Below are 16758 nucleotides of genomic sequence, written 5' to 3' on the forward strand. Positions count from 1 at the left end.
CCCCCGATCGCCCGCCACGCCGGGCGCCGCCCCCTCGCCCCACGACTCGCGGCGATGCGCTGTATCCGACGGGAACCTTCCTTCGATACGCTGATCTCTGGCAACTGCCGAACCCCTCGCCGGGTGCGCCCGTGCCGCTCCCCGCGCCCGCGGGGATGGCCCCCGCCCGGCCCAGCCCGCCGGTGGCGCGGGCGGAGAGGGCCGGCCCGTGCCGTGCCCCCTCGCCGCCCCGGCGCCCAGCCGGGGCAGGCCGACCCGCAGCCAACCCCGATCGGCTGCCCGGCAGTGACGAACAGGAGTGTCCCCACGCATGGCCGGTCCCGCGTTCCGTGCTGCGCCCGTTCGGGTGCGCACCCCCGCGACCAGCGCGAACCTCGGCCCCGGTTTCGACTCCCTCGGCCTGGCCCTCGGCCTCTACGACGACGTCGTGGTACGGGTGGCCGACTCGGGCCTGCACGTCGACGTGGCCGGGGAGGGCGCGGACAGTGTCCCGCGCGACGAGAAACACCTGGTCGTACGGGCGTTGCGGGCGGCATTCGACGTGCTGGGCGGCCAGCCGCGCGGCCTGGAAGTGGTCTGCGCCAATCGAATCCCGCACGGCCGGGGTCTGGGCTCTTCCTCCGCGGCCATCTGTGCGGGCATCATGGCAGCGAGGGCGGTCACCATCGGCGGCCAGGACCGGCTGGACGACGAGCGTCTGCTGGAACTCGCGAACGAGTTGGAGGGCCACCCGGACAACGTGGCGGCCTGCCTGCTCGGCGGTTTCACCATCGCCTGGTCACAGGGGCGGGCGGCTCGCGCCGTCCGGCTCGACCCGGCCGCCGCGCTGACACCCGTGGTGTTCATCCCGGCGACGCCGCTGCTCACCGAGACGGCGCGCGGACTGCTCCCGCGCCAGGTGCCGCACGCCGACGCCGCGCTGACCGCCGGCCGGGCCGCCCTGCTCGTCGAGGCGATCACCCGGCGCCCGGAGCTGCTCCTCGCCGCCACCGAGGACCGGCTCCACCAGGAGTACCGGGCCCCGGCGATGCCGGAGTCGCTGGAACTGGTCCACTCCCTGCGCGCCGAAGGTGTAGCGGCGGTGGTTTCCGGGGCAGGACCCACAGTGCTCGCCCTGATCGACGGCGGGGCCGACCCGTCCGCCGCGGCGGCGGAGAAGGCGGCCCAGCTGGCCGGACCGGGTTGGAGCGCCCACCGGCTGGAGGTGGACGGCTCCGGCACCGTCATCCTGCCGCTGGCCGGATGACGACCGGATGACGGCTGCGCGCAGGCGCCGTCGCGGGCGGCGGCACGGGGAGCCCGTGCGCGCGCGGACGTCCGGGCGGCGGACGCGGGTGCCCGCCCGCGTCCGGTGGCGCGGCGCCGTCGGACGGCGCGGGGAAGTGGAACGGCGGGTGGGTCGGCACGCGGGCGGGAGCGCACCGCGGCCGTGCCCGGCCGCCGGGATGGACGGCACGGTCGGCGGCAGGGCCGGCCGGTCGCGTGGAGGAGGGGGAGGTGAGCGCGTGGATCGCGTCGCACGGACACGGATCCGCCCACATGGGGTGGGGGAATGGATGCGGACCTAGTAGTGTTAGTCTCAATGTCCGCACCAGGTGCCCCCCGGGGCCCGGTGCCCCGTGTCCCGGCTCTTCGGGAAACACGCTTCTCCGGGCGTCCCCCTCACCGCCTGAGCTTCCTGTCCTCGCGGTGACGGGTGGGGCAGTGGTCCACACACGTACGGTTCCGGCGCGGAGCAAGGCCGCCCCGTCGCCGGCCGTATCGGACGAACCCCGATTCGAATCCCCGCCCTCCGCAGGGCAGTACACCGCCCAGGGCGTGCGCCGAAGGGCGCAGTCCAGGACAGCACAACCGGTCGCCGAGCCAGACAGGCCGACGTCCGCTCCAGGGAAGGACCCTTCGTGAGCGACTCCACCGATCTGATGGGCGCGCGCCCGGAAGCCGCGTCCGCCGCGGAACAGCCCGCTGCCGCGCCCGCACCCCGGCGTCGCCGGTCGTCCGGCACCGGCCTGAACGGCATGGTCCTCGCCGAACTGCAGCAGATCGCTTCCGCCCTCGGCATCAGCGGCACCGCGCGCATGCGCAAGAGCCAGCTGATCGAGGCCATCCAGAACAAGCAGGGCGTCTCGGTGAGCACGCCGGACGACGCCGAGCGCGCCGCGGCCGCCACCAAGACGGCCACCACCCGGACCACCCGGACGCGCGCCACCCGGGCGAAGGCCGCGGAGGCCGCCCCGGCCGCCGAGACCGCCGCCCCCGCGGCCGAGCAGCCGGCCGCCGAGGCGCCGGTGCGCGCCGCCGAGGCCGCGCCCGCACCGGTCGCCGAGGCCGCCCCGGCCCCCGCCGCCCCGGCGGAGCCGGCCCCGACGGCCGTCGCGCCCGCCCCGAGCGGCGCGGGCGAGCAGCCGTCCGCCGAACCGGCGGCCGAGCAGCAGCCGGCGGGCCGTTCCCGCCGTTCCCGCAGCCGGCTCGCCGAGCAGCCGGCCGCGGAGATCCCCGGCCAGCCGGCGGGCGAGGACGGCGCCGGCGAGCGTCGCCGCCGCCGTGGCGCCGAGCAGGAGACGGCCGCCCAGGCGGCCTCCGGTGGCCGGGAGGCCGCCGGCCAGCAGACCGCGACCGAGGAGGCCGGCCGGGGCGAGGCCACCGGCGACCGCGAGGGTCGTCGGGGCCGCGGTGAGCGCGGCGACCGGCGCGAGCGCGGCCGTCGCGCCGACCGCGAGGGCCGTGGCGAGCGCGGTGACCGCGAGGGCCGTGGCGACCGCGAGGGTCGCGCCGAGCGCGGCGAGCGTGCCGAACGGGACGGTCGCGGGGACGCCGCCGCCGAGGCCCGGCGCGACAACCGCGACCGGGACCGCGGCCAGCAGGACGAGGACGACTTCGAGGGCGGCGGCCGCCGCCGGGGCCGCCGCTACCGCGAGCGGAACCGCCGTGGCACCCGCGGCCGCGAGGGCTACGAGGCGAACGAGCCGCTGGTGGCGGAGGACGACGTCCTGATCCCGGTGGCCGGCATCCTCGACATCCTCGACAACTACGCGTTCGTGCGGACCTCCGGCTACCTGCCGGGGCCGAACGACGTGTACGTCTCGCTGGCGCAGGTGCGCAAGAACGGGCTGCGCAAGGGCGACGCGATCACCGGCGCGGTGCGCCAGCCGCGTGAGGGCGAGCGCCGGGAGAAGTTCAACGCCCTGGTGCGGCTGGACTCGGTGAACGGCATGGAGCCGGAGCAGGGCCGGCACCGCACCGAGTTCGGCAAGCTCACTCCGCTGTACCCGCAGGAGCGGCTGCGTCTGGAGACGGATCCGGGTGTGCTGACCACGCGGATCATCGACCTGATCGCGCCGATCGGGAAGGGGCAGCGCGGTCTGATCGTCTCGCCGCCGAAGGCCGGCAAGACGATGGTGCTGCAGGCGATCGCGAACGCGATCACCCACAACAACCCCGAGGTGCACCTGATGGTCGTCCTGGTGGACGAGCGTCCGGAGGAGGTCACCGACATGCAGCGGTCGGTGAAGGGCGAGGTCATCTCCTCGACCTTCGACCGGCCGGCGGAGGACCACACCACGGTGGCCGAGCTCGCCATCGAGCGCGCCAAGCGGCTGGTGGAGCTGGGCTGCGACGTGGTGGTTCTGCTGGACTCGATCACCCGTCTGGGTCGTGCCTACAACCTGGCCGCCCCGGCCTCCGGCCGCATCCTCTCCGGTGGTGTCGACTCCGCGGCGCTGTACCCGCCGAAGAAGTTCTTCGGCGCGGCCCGCAACATCGAGAACGGCGGCTCGCTCACCATCCTGGCGACGGCGCTGGTCGAGACCGGCTCGAAGATGGACGAGATCATCTTCGAGGAGTTCAAGGGCACCGGAAACATGGAGCTCAAGCTCGACCGGAAGATCGCCGAGAAGCGCATCTTCCCGGCCGTCGACGTGATCTCCTCCAGCACCCGGAAGGAGGAGATCCTGATGAGCGGCGAGGAGCTCGGCGTCGTCTGGAAGCTCCGCCGGGTGCTGCACGCGCTGGACCAGCAGCAGGGCATCGAGCTGCTGCTCAGCAAGATGAAGGAGACCAAGAGCAACGGCGAGTTCCTTCTCCAGATCGCCAAGACGACGCCGTCCCCGCACGGCGACTGACGACCGGCGCTCCCGCCGCCCGGATCCCGGGCGGCGGGCGGCCGGCGGCTCGCACGCTCCAGGGCCGGGCCGGGACCCCACCAGGTCCCGGCCCGGCCCTCGTCGTGCCCCGTGGCGGCCCGTGGTGCCTGGTCGTGCCGGTTCCCCGACCCTCCGGCCGTCCCGTTCTCGGCGCGCGGACGGTCACCGGATCGGTCTAAAGTGAAGCTCCTGGCAAGTCGGTACTTTCCGGACAGCAACGACGTGAGCGCGGCCCTGGCGCCGCTGAACCTCGGGGGTTCCATGCCAAGGAGTTTCCGATGCACAGCCGCCGAGCCGGCCGCCGCCGGCGCAGGACGCTGACCGCCGTCACCGCCGCCCTGCTCGTCGTCCTCGGCACCGTCGCCGCCGGGCTCTGGTTCCGCCTCGACGGCAAGCTCTCCACCGTCGACCTGGGCGCCCTGCTCGGGGACGACCGGCCCGCCAAGACCGCCACCGGCGCCACCGACATCCTGGTCCTGGGCACCGACACCCGGGCCGGCGACAACGGCGAGGTGGTGGGCGGCAGCGAGAAGGGCGCCGGCCGCTCCGACACGGCGATGGTGGTGCACCTAGCCGAGGGGCGCCGCAGCGCCACCGTGGTGAGCATCCCGCGCGACACCCTGGTCGACCGGCCGCCCTGCGTCACCCCGGAGGGCCACACGGCGCCGCGCGAGGGGCAGGTGGCCTTCAACACCGCCTACGCCACCGGCGGGCCGGCCTGCGCGGTGAAGACCGTCGAGGCGATGAGCGGGCTGCGCGTCGACCACGTCGTCGCCGTGGACTTCGCCGGTTTCGCGGAGATCGTGGACGCCCTGGGCGGGGTGGAGATCACCGTCGACCAGGCGATCCACGACCCGTACAGCGACCTCGACCTCGCCCCCGGCACCCACCGCCTCGACGGCGAGCAGGCGCTGGCCTTCGTCCGCACCCGGCACGGGGTGGGCGACGGCAGCGACCTCGGGCGGATAGAGCTCCAGCAGCGGTTCCTGCGCGCGCTGGTGGCCGAGGTGGGCGGCACCGGGCTGCTCGGCGACCCGCCGCGGCTGTACCGCGTCGCCGAGGCCACGGCGGAGGCCGTCACGACCGACGAGGAGCTCCGCTCCCTGGACGACCTGGTCTCGCTCGCCCGCAGCCTGTCCGGCCTGCGCGAGGACGCGGTGCGGACGGTCACCCTGCCGGTGGCCGCCTCCGCCGGCGACCCCAACCGGGTGGTGCCGGTGGAGGGGGAGGCCGAGGCCCTGTGGGCGGCCCTGCGGGCCGACCGCGAGCCGCCCGGCTGAGGGGAGCGGGACCGTCCCTTCCCCGGCCGCACGGGGCGCCCCACGCGCCCTACGCGCCACCACGCGCCCCGCGCGCAACGCCGCCTGGGGGAGCCCCGGTGGGTCCCCCCGATTTCCACGCTCCCACGGGGGAGGGGAGGGGCGGCAGTCCCCTTTTCCGGCCTGTGGATAACCCGGGCGCATTTGGGCGCCGCTTCATCTAGTGGCACACTGGTCCGTCGGCCCCGGTTCACGTGCGACATCCCGTCGGCACGACCCGGGAGCCCTCCCGAACCTAGGAGAGACCCAGTGAAGCCCGACATCCACCCCGAGTACCGCGAGACCACGGTCACCTGCACCTGCGGTGCCACCTTCACCACGCGCAGCACGGCCGAGAGCGGCGCCATCCGCGCCGAGGTCTGCTCGCAGTGCCACCCGTTCTACACGGGCAAGCAGAAGATCCTGGACACCGGTGGCCGCGTGGCCCGCTTCGAGGCCCGCTTCGGCAAGAAGCTCGGCTCCCCGAAGAAGTAGCCGACCTCCGGCGCCGGTCGCCCGCCCCGCAGCCCCGATCGGGGCGCGCGGCCTGGCGACCGGCGCCGCGTGCGTTGGGGCGGCGGCCCGCCGCCCCGGGACGCCCGCCCCGCGGAACGGGGCAGGCGGATGAGCTTCAGCGAACGCCCGCGTAGGAGTGGGGAAAGGCACGGGAGACGATGTTCGAGGCAATCGCCGACATGCTGGTCGAGCACGAGGACCTGCAGAAGCGACTGGCGGACCCCGGCGTCCACGCCGACCAGTCCCTCGCGCGCCGCCTCGGCAAGCGCTACGCCGAGCTGACCCCGATCGTCGAGACCTACCGCGCCTGGCAGACCACCGGCGACGACATCGAGGCCGCCGGCGAGCTGGCCAAGGAGGACCCGGAGTTCGCCGCCGAGGTGGTCTCGCTCACCGAGCGCCGCGAGGAACTGGCCGAACGCCTGCGCATGCTGCTCGTCCCGCGCGACCCGAGCGACGACAAGGACGTCATCCTGGAGATCAAGGCCGGCGAGGGCGGCGAGGAGTCCGCCCTGTTCGCCGGCGACCTGCTCCGGATGTACCTGCGCTACGCCGAACGGGTGGGCTGGAAGACCGAGATCATCGACGCCAACGCCTCCGACCTCGGCGGCTACAAGGACGTCTCGGTCGCCGTGAAGTCCCGGGGCGTGACCGAGCCCGGTCAGGGCGTGTGGGCCCGGCTGAAGTTCGAGGGCGGCGTGCACCGCGTGCAGCGCGTGCCGGCCACCGAGTCGCAGGGCCGCATCCACACCTCCGCCGCCGGCGTGCTGGTGCTCCCGGAGGCCGAGGACGTCGACGTGGACGTCAACCCGAACGACCTGCGGATCGACGTCTACCGCTCCTCCGGCCCCGGCGGCCAGTCGGTCAACACCACCGACTCGGCCGTGCGCATCACCCACCTGCCCACCGGCATCGTCGTCTCCTGCCAGAACGAGAAGAGCCAGTTGCAGAACAAGGAGCAGGCGCTGCGCATCCTGCGCGCCCGGCTCCTCGCGGCGGCCCAGGAGGAGGCGGACCGGGAGGCCTCGGACGCCCGCCGCAGCCAGGTCCGCACGGTGGACCGCTCGGAGCGGGTGCGCACCTACAACTTCCCGGAGAACCGCATCTCGGACCACCGGGTCGGCTACAAGGCGTACAACCTGGACCAGGTTCTGGACGGGGACCTCGACGCCGTCATCCAGTCCTGCGTGGACGCGGACATGGCGGCCCGGCTCGGAGCCGCCCAGTGAGCGCGCTGGCGCGGGCGGGGCGCGAGTAGGAAGTAGGGAGAGCATGAACCTGCTGCTCGCCGAGGTGGCGCGGGCCACCCAGCGGCTGGCCGACGCCGGCGTGCCCTCGCCCCGCTTCGACGCCGAGGAGCTCGCCGCGCACGTGCACGGCGTGCGCCGCGGAGAACTGCACACCGTCGCCGACCGGGACTTCGACGGCCGCTTCTGGGAGGCGGTGGCCCGCCGGGCCGCCCGCGAACCGCTCCAGCACATCACCGGCCGGGCGTTCTTCCGCTACCTGGAACTGCGGGTCGGCCCGGGCGTCTTCGTGCCGCGGCCGGAGACGGAGTCGGTGGTGGAGTGGGCGCTGGAGGCCGTCCGGGCCATGGACGTCGCCGAGCCGCTGGTGGTCGACCTGTGCACCGGCTCCGGCGCGATCGCGCTGTCCATCGCCCAGGAGGTGCCGCGCAGCCGGGTACACGCCGTCGAACTCGACCCGGCGGCCCTGGAGTACGCCATGCGCAACGTCGCGGGCAGCCGGGTGGAACTCCACCACGGCGATGCGCTGACCGCCCTGCCCGAGCTCAACGGGCAGGTGGACCTGGTGGTCTCCAACCCGCCGTACATCCCGCTGGAGGAGTGGGAGCACGTGGCCCCCGAGGCCCGCGACCACGACCCGGAGCTCGCGCTCTTCTCCGGCCAGGACGGCCTGGACACCATCCGGGGCATCGAGCGCACCGCCTTCCGCCTGCTGCGCCCGGGCGGGATCGTGGTGGTGGAGCACGCCGACACCCAGGGCGGGCAGGTCCCGTGGATCTTCAACGAGGAGGCGGGCTGGCAGGACGCGGTCGACCACCGCGACCTGAACAACCGCCCCCGCTTCACCAGCGCGCGAAAGGCCCCGCTGTGAGCAGCGGCGGCCCTCCGCCCGCGGCCCACCCGCGGCGCGCCCGGCACCCGTGGCCGGCCCGGGGCCCGTGGCCGGCCCGGGGCCCGTGGCCGGCCCGGCGTCCGCGCCGGGCGAGCGGGGCGATACCCGGAGCACACCCCGTGCTCACCACACGCGCAACGCGCGTCACACACGCAACAACGACACCGCAAGCAGCATCGGCGGCCCAGCGCTTCGACGAGACCGGCCGCACCGTCCGCGCCCGCCGACCGAGGAGGCATCGCTCATGAGTCGCAGCTACGACTGTGCCGATTCGACGGACCGCAAGACCGGCCTGCGCGAGGCCACCGGCGCGGTCCGCCGGGGCGAACTGGTGGTGCTGCCCACCGACACGGTCTACGGCGTGGGCGCCGACGCCTTCTCCCCGGCGGCGGTCGGCGACCTGCTGGCCGCCAAGGGCCGTGGCCGCAACATGCCCTCGCCCGTGCTGGTCGGCTCGCCGACCACCCTGCACGGCCTGGTCGCGGACTTCTCCGAGCAGGCCTGGGACCTGGTGGACGCCTTCTGGCCCGGGGCGCTGACCCTGGTCGCCCGCCACCAGCCCTCGCTGCGCTGGGACCTCGGCGAGACCCGGGGCACCGTCGCGGTGCGCATGCCGCTGCACCCGGTCGCCATCGAGCTGCTCACCGCCGTCGGACCGATGGCCGTCAGCAGCGCCAACCGCACCGGCGAGCCGTCCCCGACCACCTGCCAGCAGGCCCGCGAGCAGCTCGGCGACTCGATCGCCGTCTACCTCGACGGCGGCCCCACGCCGGCGGCCGTGCCCTCCTCCATCGTGGACGTCACCGGGCCGGTCCCGGTGCTGCTGCGGGAGGGCGCGCTCAGCGCCGCCCAGCTGCGCGAGGTGGTCCCCGACCTGGAGGCCGGCAGTTGACCGGCCGGCACCGGAGGCAGCCGGTCGGCACCGGCGCCCCCGCGGTGGATCGTTTCCGCATCCGCTACGTCTGTACCGGCAACATCTGCCGGTCCCCGATGGCCGAGCGCATCACCCGCCGTGAGCTCCAGCTTCGGCTCGGCCCGGACGCCGAGCGGATCCAGGTCGACAGCGCCGGCACCTGGGGGCACGAGGGCGCCGCCATGGAGAGCCACGCCGCCGCCGTGCTCGCCGAGTACGGGGCGGACATCGACGACTTCCGCGGCCGTGAACTGCTCGACGAGCACGTCGCGGAGGCCGACCTGGTGCTCACCTTCACCCGGGACCACCGGGCGCAGGTGATCTCCATGGGCTACGCCGCGGGGCTGCGCACCTTCACCCTGAAGGAGTTCCACCGGCTGGTGGCCGCCATCGACCCGGCCTCGCTGCCCACCGGCGACGTGGTGGCCCGGGCCCGCACGCTGGTGCGGGCCGCCGCCGCGCTGCGCGGCTGGCTGCTGGCCTCCAGCCCCGAGGCCGACGAGATCGACGACCCCTACGGCGCCCCGCTGACCGTCTTCCGGGACTGCGGGCAGGAGATCTCCACCGCCGTGGGCTCGGTGCTGACCGTCCTCACCGGCACCGCCCGCCCCGTGGTCGACCCCCGCCCCGTGCCCTGATACTCCCGGCAACGGTCTCGCAACGGAAGTGCCCCTGTTTCGCTACAGGACGGCCGCCGACCACCTGCGCGGCGGACGCGGGGTCGCTGACAGGGGGTCGGACGGGCGTAGGCTGGGGCCCCGGTCTCGGCCTCCCGGACGCCTCGCCCGGCGGGGACGCGACCGTGCACCGCGACAGGCGTCCCGCCCCAGCCGGCCGCGGACGCCGCCCCGTCGTACAACGCCGTACGCCCGGCCACCGCGGGCACTTCGCCCGCCCCGCGCCGCGTTCATCCTCCGACCGGATCCTCACGAACCCCCAGGACTTGCGATGAAGCCGGATATGCCCCACGAGCCGCCGGGAACGCGCCCGGTGGCGGCGGTGGACGGCGGTCGGACGTGGGCCCCGAAGGGAGAGCCGCGATGCGCGAGTTCCTGCTGACGCTCCTGGCCACCGCGGCCGTCACCTACCTGCTGACCGGCCCGGTCCGCCGGTTCGCGATCGCGGCCGGCGCGATGCCCCCGGTGCGCTCCCGGGACGTGCACAAGGAGCCCACGCCGCGCCTGGGTGGCATCGCGATGTTCGGCGGCCTGTGCACCGGCCTGCTGGTCGCCTCCCAGCTGGAGACCATCAGCCGGGCCTTCCGGGACAGCAGCAACGTGCGGGCGCTGATGGCCGGCGCGTTCGTGGTCTGGGTCGTCGGCGTCATCGACGACAAGTGGGAGATGGACGGGCTGATCAAGCTCGGCGGCCAGCTGCTCGCCGCCGGCACCATGGTCCAGATGGGGCTGCAGATCCTGTGGTTGCCGGTGCCCGGGGTGGGCACCGTCGCGCTCAGCCCGATGCAGGGCACCCTGCTCACGGTGGCGCTGATACTCATCACGATCAACGCGGTGAACTTCGTCGACGGCCTGGACGGCCTGGCGGCCGGCGTGGTCTGCATCGCTGCCGGGGCGTTCTTCCTCTACGCCTACCGGCTCTGGTTCGGCTACGGCGTGGCCGAGATGGCCGCCGGGACGCTCTTCGCCGCCGTGCTGCTGGGCATGTGCATCGGCTTCCTGCCGCACAACGCGCACCCGGCGCGGATCTTCATGGGCGACTCCGGCTCGATGCTGCTCGGCCTGGTGCTCTGCGGCTCGGCGATCAGCGTGACCGGGCTGGTGGACCCGGACGGCATCCAGGCGATCACCCAGTCCCGCGAGTTCACCGTGCACAAGCTGGTGCCGGTCTACCTGCCGCTGGTGCTGCCGCTGGTGGTGATCACGGTGCCGCTGCTGGACCTGGTGCTCGCGGTGGTGCGCCGGACCAGCCAGGGCCGCTCGCCGTTCTCGGCGGACCGCCAGCACCTGCACCACCGGCTGCTGGAGATCGGGCACTCGCACAGCCGGGCCGTGCTGATCATGTACTTCTGGTCGGCGCTGATCGCCGCCGCCGTGCTGGCCATCTCGGTGCAGCCGGGCCGCCGCCCGCTGATCGGCGTGTTCGCCATCCTGGTCGCGGTCGGACTGGTGATCCTGCTGATGCCGCGGTTCCGGCCGCGGGCCCCGCGGGCGCTGATGGGATTCCTGCCCCCGCGGTACCGGTCGATCGCCTACCGGATGGAGAAGGAGGGCTATGTTCCGCCTTCTCCCGTTCCGCTCTCGGCGAACAACTCGGTGAACGGCTCCGGCGGTGGTACGGCCGGACACGGAACCGGAAGCGGTTCGGCGGGGCCCGTCGGGGCCACCGCGCTCGGGGCCGAGCGGGTCGCGGAATCGGTTATGGCCAGTTCTGGCGAAAGCAAAGAGAGCATAAACCTGCAAAGTGGACATAACGCACGGGTGTCCGAGATGGCCTCCGATGCCCGCGCCGCCGATTCGGCGAGCGGCCGCGATTCCGGTAGTTCGAAAGGTGAGCCCGCGGGGATAGGCGCGCAGCCCTCCTGAGGTCACGGTCCGGAAACCGCCTGACACCTGGGGTTTTGGTGCTGTGAGGTATGCCACCTCGGGGTCCGGTCGGCGGGTGAGCTTGTGATAGCGTTCGCAAGCATCGCCCGCTGTGAAAGGTTCCGCCATGACTGACGTCGCGGCCCGCAGGGGCGGCCAAGTGCCGCACTCTCCGGCGGACCGCCGAACCCCCGTCACCTTCGAGACCACGATGAACCGTGTGCTCAAGGTAGGACTGGCGGGTTCCGCCGCTGCCATGCTGATCGCCGCCGCCGTCGGCTTCCTCGCCGCCGGTGCGCCCGGTGTGTACGGGGGGTTGATCGGCATCGCCGTGCCGGTCGCCTTCTTCGGCCTGACGGCGGTGGTCGGCAAGGTCACGGCTCGCCTGGCCCTGCAGTACCTCGCCGGCGCCATCCTCGGATCCTGGCTGCTCAAGCTGATCGTGCTGATGGTCGTCCTGTGGTGGCTGCGCGGTGAGGATTTCTATTCCAGCGGCGCGTTCTTCATCGCCTTCGCCGTCGGCACCATCGGTTTCCTGGCGGTCGAGACCACGATCATGCTCCGTGCCCGGATGCTGTACGTGGAACCGGCGGAGTCGTCCCCGGGGGAGACCCCCCGGTGACGCGGCAGGTAAAAGGTTGGTATGTTTGGCCCGCGGTGATTGACCCATCGGGTACCGCGACAACCGGAGCGGCAGGCGCCGCCGGGAAGACCAGCCAAGCCGACACCGAGAACAGTGCCGGCATGGTGGCTTGTCCGGGTCCCTTCGCCGCTTCGAAGGCCACCGCCTCGAACCTCCTGTACCCCACGTACGGCCGCAGCTGAAGCCTTCCCTTCGGCCTGATCCATGGAGCACACGCTGAACGCGCAAGCGCTTAACACGATGCCCCTCGCGGCGGGCGAGGAGAGCAGCGGTTTCCACGCCCCGTCGCTGGCCGAGTTCTTCCCCGAAGCCGTGCTGTTCGAGGGCACCATCTTCGAGCTGAACCGCATCCGCATCGCGATGGTGCTGATCACCGTCGTCGTGGCGGTCTTCTTCGCGGTGGCCATGCGCCGCGGCAGCCTGGTGCCGCGCGGTGTGCAGAACGTCGCCGAGGCCGGCATCGACTTCGTCCGCAACCAGATCGCGCTGGAGTTCCTGGGCAAGCGGGGCAACGCCTACCTGCCCTACCTGGTGACGCTCTTCTTCCTGATCTTCACGATCAACGCGCTCGCCATCATTCCCGGCGTGAACATCGCCGGTACCAGCACCATCGGTCTGCCCTTCCTGCTCGCGGTCATCACCTGGGCCTGCTACCACGTGGCCGGTATCCGCGAGCTCGGCTTCGGCGGCTACTTCCGCGGCCAGCTGGCGCCGCCCGGAATGCCGGCGTTCATCCTCCCGCTGTACGGCCTGATCGAGCTGCTGCAGATCCTCGTCCTGCGGCCGTTCTCCCTGATGGTGCGGCTGATGGCCAACATGATGGCCGGCCACATCATGCTGGTGCTGTTCTTCAGCGGTGCCTCCTACCTCCTCCTGGACGGAGAGGGCTTCCTCAGGCTGGCCGGCGTCGGTTCGGCGGTGATGGGCCTCGGCTTCACCTTCTTCGAGCTGTTCGTCGCCTTCCTGCAGGCCTACATCTTCACCCTGCTCACCGCCGTGTACCTGGACATGGCGACGAGCCACGAGCACTGACCGCGCCCTGCGCGCGGAGCGGTACTCGGGCGACGCTCACGAGCACGACAAGCGACGTGACGGCGAGGGCCGCCGTCACGCCCAACCCCGGAAGGAACCACCAGTGGACCTCATCACCCTGGCTGCCACCGACGCCGTCAGCGGCAACGTCAACGCCATCGGCTACGGTCTCGCCGCCATCGGTCCCGGCATCGGTCTGGGCATCCTGATCGGCCGCACCATCGAGGGCATGGCCCGCCAGCCCGAGGCCGCCGGCCTGCTGCGCGCCAACATGTTCATCGGTATCGCGTTCGTCGAGGTCCTGGCCCTGCTGGGTCTCGTCGCCGGCTTCCTCTTCCAGTGATCATGGACGCCACCATGATTCTGGCCGCCGCCGAGGAAGGCCATCACGAGGAAAGCAACGTGCCGGAGGGCATCGAGATCCTGCTCCCCGCGGGTCCCGACCTCTTCTGGGGCGCCGTCTGCTTCGTGATCCTGTTCGTCGTCTTCTGGAGGTACGTCCTCCCGATCGCGAACAAGGCCCTCGCCGCGCGGACGGACGCCATCGAGGGCGGCATCAAGCGGGCCGAAGAGGCGCAGGTCGAAGCCCAGCGCACGCTGGAGGAGTACCGCGCCCAGCTCGCCGACGCCCGCCATGAGGCGGCCCGGCTGCGCCAGGAGGGCCAGGAGCAGGGCGCGGCGATCATCGCGCAGATGCGCGAGGAGGGCCAGCGCCAGCGCGAGGCCATCATCGCCGCCGGCCACGCCCAGATCGAGGCCGACCGCAAGCAGGCCACGGCCGTGCTGCGGCAGGACGTCGGTCGTCTGGCCACCGAGCTCGCCAGCCGCATCGTGGGCGAGTCCCTGGAGGAGTCGGCCCGGGCCTCCCGGGTGATCGACCGCTTCCTGGACGAGCTCGAGGAGCGGGCCGAGGCGGAAGGCGTCGCCCCGTGATCGGCGCCAGCCGGGAGGCCCTCGCCGCCGCGACGGACAACCTCGACGCGCTGACCGCGTCCACCTCGGTGGACGCCGTCAAGCTCGCCGACGAGCTGTACGCGGTGACCGGGCTGCTCGACCGCGAGGTCGCACTGCGCCGGGTCCTCACCGACCCGGCGCGGTCCGGCCAGGACAAGGCGGCCCTGGTCGCCTCGCTGCTGGGCGGGCAGGTCGGCGGGCCGACCGTCGACCTGGTCTCCGGCATGGTGCGTTCGCGCTGGTCCGCCTCGCGCGACCTGGCCGACGCCGCCGAGGAACTGGGCGCGCTGGCGGAGCTGATCGCCGCCGAGCGGGCCAGCCACCTCGACGACGTCGAGGACGAGCTGTTCCGGTTCGACCGGGTCGTGCAGGGCAGCCCCGAGCTGCGCGCCGCCCTGACCGACCCGGCCGCCGGCACCGCCGCCAAGACCGAGCTGCTCCGCTCGCTGCTGGGCGGCCGGGCCACCGAGACCACTGTGCGGTTGGTCACCCGCCTGGTAACCGAGCCGCGTGGCCGTAGCCTGGAAGCGGGGCTGGAGCACCTGGCCCGGCTCGCGGCCTCCCGGCGTGGCCGTCTGGTGGCCGTGGTCACCGCGGCGGTCCCGCTGAGCGACCGGCAGAAGGACCGCATGTCCGCGGCCCTTCAGCGGCTGTACGGACGCCCGGTCCACCTCAACATCGACATCGACCCCGAGGTCGTCGGCGGTGTGCGGGTGGAGATCGGCGACGAGGTCATCGACGGCACCGTCGCCGGCCGGCTGGACACCGCCCGTCGTGGGCTGGCGGGCTGACCGAAGTCCCGGTAGGAGCGGACAGGCCACACCCACCGACACCCACCCACCAACGACCCGGGCCGGTCGCCGCGCGAGCGGCGGCGCGGCACGGCCGGGTCGTGACGAAGACGTGCGGCTGCGCTGAGGCGGGCCGAAAGAGACATGCAGCCGCGGTTTTTGCGCGGCGGGGCTGACTAGGGAGAGCAGGGACACCAGATGGCGGAGCTCACGATCCGGCCGGATGAGATCCGGGACGCGCTGGAGCGCTTCGTCCAGGCGTACGAACCGGACGCGGCCGCGCGCGAGGAGGTCGGGACCGTCACGGACTGCGGCGACGGCATCGCCCACGTCGAGGGTCTGCCCTCGGTGATGGCGAACGAGCTGCTGAAGTTCGAGGACGGCACCCTGGGCCTCGCGCAGAACCTCGACACGCGCGAGATCGGCGTCGTCATCCTCGGTGACTTCAGCGGGATCGAGGAGGGCCAGACGGTCCGCCGCACCGGCGAGATCCTCTCGGTGCCGGTCGGCGACGGCTACCTCGGTCGCGTGGTCGACCCGCTGGGCAACCCGATCGACGGCCTGGGCGAGATCGAGTCCACCGGGCGCCGCGCGCTGGAGCTGCAGGCTCCCGGCGTGATGGCGCGCAAGAGCGTGCACGAGCCGCTGCAGACCGGTATCAAGGCCATCGACGCGCTGACCCCGATCGGCCGCGGCCAGCGCCAGCTGATCATCGGCGACCGGCAGACCGGCAAGACCGCGGTCGCCGTCGACACGATCATCAACCAGGTCGACAACTGGCGCTCCGGCGACCCGAAGAAGCAGGTCCGCTGCATCTACGTCGCCGTCGGCCAGAAGGGCTCCACCATCGCCTCGGTGCGTGGCGCCCTGGAGGAGGCCGGCGCGCTGGAGTTCACCACCATCGTCGCCGCCCCCGCCTCCGACCCGGCCGGCTTCAAGTACCTCGCCCCGTACACCGGCTCGGCCATCGGCCAGCACTGGATGTACGACGGCAAGCACGTGCTGATCGTCTTCGACGACCTGTCCAAGCAGGCCGAGGCGTACCGCGCGGTGTCCCTGCTGCTGCGCCGCCCGCCGGGCCGCGAGGCCTACCCGGGTGACGTCTTCTACCTGCACTCCCGGCTGCTGGAGCGCTGCGCCAAGCTCTCCGACGAGATGGGCGCCGGCTCGATGACCGGTCTGCCGATCGTCGAGACCAAGGCCAACGACGTCTCCGCGTACATCCCGACCAACGTGATCTCGATCACCGACGGTCAGTGCTTCCTGGAGTCCGACCTGTTCAACGCGGGCGTGCGCCCGGCGGTGAACGTCGGCATCTCGGTCTCCCGAGTCGGCGGCTCGGCGCAGATCAAGCCGATGCGGCAGGTCGCCGGCCGTCTGCGCGTGGACCTGGCCCAGTACCGCGAGCTGGAGGCGTTCGCCGCCTTCGGTTCCGACCTGGACCCGGTCTCCAAGGCGCAGCTGGAGCGGGGCGCGCGGATGGTGGAGCTGCTCAAGCAGGGCCAGTACCAGCCGTTCCCGGTCGAGGAGCAGGTCGTCTCGCTGTGGGCCGGTGGCGAGGGCCACCTGGACGACGTGCCGGTCGCCGAGATCCGGCGCTTCGAGCGGCAGTTCCTCGACTACCTCGGGCAGACCCGCAAGGACCTGCTGACCGGTATCGCCGAGGCCAAGGACAAGCTGCCCTCCGAGACCATCGCCGCCCTGACCGAGGCCATCGCCGAGTTCAAGAAGGGCTACGAGACCGCCGATGGCCGCCTCCTCGGTGACGCCTCGGCCGCCAGCTGACG

General features: G+C 73.0%; 15 protein-coding genes. All 15 read left to right on the plus strand.

The window, feature by feature from the left end; genetic code table 11:
• Positions 1-310: 310 nt before the first annotated feature.
• The 15 genes from thrB (at position 311) to atpA (ending at position 16756) form a co-directional block, all read left to right on the plus strand.
• Positions 311-1246 carry a homoserine kinase gene (gene thrB, locus FHU37_RS16910; protein WP_179814997.1) on the plus strand — a complete coding sequence of 312 codons (936 nt, stop codon included), beginning with the start codon at positions 311-313 and terminating at the stop codon, positions 1244-1246.
• Between the two features lie 655 nt (positions 1247-1901).
• The gene (gene rho / locus FHU37_RS16915; RefSeq protein WP_179814998.1) at positions 1902-4121 is read left to right on the plus strand and encodes a transcription termination factor Rho; all 2220 of its coding nucleotides are present in this window, start codon (positions 1902-1904) and stop codon (positions 4119-4121) included.
• A 299-nt stretch (positions 4122-4420) separates the two neighbouring features.
• Positions 4421-5422: an LCP family protein gene (locus FHU37_RS16920; RefSeq protein WP_179814999.1), complete on the plus strand. Its 1002-nt coding sequence runs from the start codon at positions 4421-4423 to the stop codon at positions 5420-5422.
• A gap of 288 nt (positions 5423-5710) precedes the next feature.
• Positions 5711-5935, plus strand: a complete 225-nt coding sequence (rpmE, locus tag FHU37_RS16925) for a 50S ribosomal protein L31 (RefSeq protein ID WP_179815000.1) — start codon at positions 5711-5713, stop codon at positions 5933-5935.
• Between the two features lie 179 nt (positions 5936-6114).
• Entirely contained in the window at positions 6115-7185 is a 1071-nt protein-coding gene (gene prfA, locus FHU37_RS16930; protein WP_179815001.1) for a peptide chain release factor 1, read from the plus strand.
• Positions 7186-7228: 43 nt separating this feature from the next.
• Positions 7229-8074: a peptide chain release factor N(5)-glutamine methyltransferase gene (prmC, locus tag FHU37_RS16935; protein WP_179815002.1), complete on the plus strand. Its 846-nt coding sequence runs from the start codon at positions 7229-7231 to the stop codon at positions 8072-8074.
• A 265-nt stretch (positions 8075-8339) separates the two neighbouring features.
• Entirely contained in the window at positions 8340-8987 is a 648-nt protein-coding gene (locus tag FHU37_RS16940) for an L-threonylcarbamoyladenylate synthase (RefSeq protein WP_179815003.1), read from the plus strand.
• Positions 8984-9646, plus strand: coding sequence for an arsenate reductase/protein-tyrosine-phosphatase family protein (locus FHU37_RS16945; protein ID WP_179815004.1), 663 nt, complete (start codon positions 8984-8986; stop codon positions 9644-9646). The genes FHU37_RS16940 and FHU37_RS16945 overlap by 4 nt, the downstream gene beginning before the upstream one ends.
• Positions 9647-10048: 402 nt before the next feature.
• Positions 10049-11551 carry an MraY family glycosyltransferase gene (locus tag FHU37_RS16950; RefSeq protein WP_179815005.1) on the plus strand — a complete coding sequence of 501 codons (1503 nt, stop codon included), beginning with the start codon at positions 10049-10051 and terminating at the stop codon, positions 11549-11551.
• Positions 11552-11678: 127 nt separating this feature from the next.
• The gene (locus tag FHU37_RS16955; RefSeq protein WP_179815006.1) at positions 11679-12173 is read left to right on the plus strand and encodes a Cg1360 family ATP-synthase-associated protein; all 495 of its coding nucleotides are present in this window, start codon (positions 11679-11681) and stop codon (positions 12171-12173) included.
• A 261-nt stretch (positions 12174-12434) separates the two neighbouring features.
• Positions 12435-13226, plus strand: a complete 792-nt coding sequence (atpB, locus tag FHU37_RS16960) for a F0F1 ATP synthase subunit A (RefSeq protein ID WP_179815007.1) — start codon at positions 12435-12437, stop codon at positions 13224-13226.
• A 103-nt stretch (positions 13227-13329) separates the two neighbouring features.
• Positions 13330-13569 (plus strand): ATP synthase F0 subunit C, encoded by a 240-nt coding sequence (gene atpE / locus FHU37_RS16965; protein ID WP_179815008.1) that lies wholly within the window; start codon positions 13330-13332, stop codon positions 13567-13569.
• A gap of 2 nt (positions 13570-13571) precedes the next feature.
• The gene (locus FHU37_RS16970) at positions 13572-14159 is read left to right on the plus strand and encodes a F0F1 ATP synthase subunit B (protein WP_179815009.1); all 588 of its coding nucleotides are present in this window, start codon (positions 13572-13574) and stop codon (positions 14157-14159) included.
• Entirely contained in the window at positions 14156-14971 is an 816-nt protein-coding gene (locus FHU37_RS16975) for a F0F1 ATP synthase subunit delta (protein WP_179815010.1), read from the plus strand. Before FHU37_RS16970 ends, FHU37_RS16975 begins: the two co-directional genes overlap by 4 nt.
• Before the next feature lie 198 nt (positions 14972-15169).
• Positions 15170-16756, plus strand: a complete 1587-nt coding sequence (gene atpA, locus FHU37_RS16980; protein WP_179815011.1) for a F0F1 ATP synthase subunit alpha — start codon at positions 15170-15172, stop codon at positions 16754-16756.
• The last annotated feature ends 2 nt before the right edge of the window (positions 16757-16758 follow it).

Origin of the sequence: Allostreptomyces psammosilenae, assembly GCF_013407765.1 — a bacterium.
GTDB classification, from domain to species: Bacteria; Actinomycetota; Actinomycetes; order Streptomycetales; family Streptomycetaceae; genus Allostreptomyces; species Allostreptomyces psammosilenae.

What these genes read in the sequence shown, in the direction of transcription:
- thrB (WP_179814997.1), top strand. Translation starts at nt 311, where the DNA reads ATGGCCGGTCCCGCGTTCCGTGCTGCGCCCGTTCGGGTGCGCACCCCC.
- FHU37_RS16920 (WP_179814999.1), top strand. Translation starts at nt 4,421, where the DNA reads ATGCACAGCCGCCGAGCCGGCCGCCGCCGGCGCAGGACGCTGACCGCC.
- prfA (WP_179815001.1), top strand. Translation starts at nt 6,115, where the DNA reads ATGTTCGAGGCAATCGCCGACATGCTGGTCGAGCACGAGGACCTGCAG.
- prmC (WP_179815002.1), top strand. Translation starts at nt 7,229, where the DNA reads ATGAACCTGCTGCTCGCCGAGGTGGCGCGGGCCACCCAGCGGCTGGCC.
- FHU37_RS16940 (WP_179815003.1), top strand. Translation starts at nt 8,340, where the DNA reads ATGAGTCGCAGCTACGACTGTGCCGATTCGACGGACCGCAAGACCGGC.
- FHU37_RS16950 (WP_179815005.1), top strand. Translation starts at nt 10,049, where the DNA reads ATGCGCGAGTTCCTGCTGACGCTCCTGGCCACCGCGGCCGTCACCTAC.
- FHU37_RS16955 (WP_179815006.1), top strand. Translation starts at nt 11,679, where the DNA reads ATGACTGACGTCGCGGCCCGCAGGGGCGGCCAAGTGCCGCACTCTCCG.
- atpB (WP_179815007.1), top strand. Translation starts at nt 12,435, where the DNA reads ATGCCCCTCGCGGCGGGCGAGGAGAGCAGCGGTTTCCACGCCCCGTCG.
- FHU37_RS16970 (WP_179815009.1), top strand. Translation starts at nt 13,572, where the DNA reads ATGGACGCCACCATGATTCTGGCCGCCGCCGAGGAAGGCCATCACGAG.
- atpA (WP_179815011.1), top strand. Translation starts at nt 15,170, where the DNA reads ATGGCGGAGCTCACGATCCGGCCGGATGAGATCCGGGACGCGCTGGAG.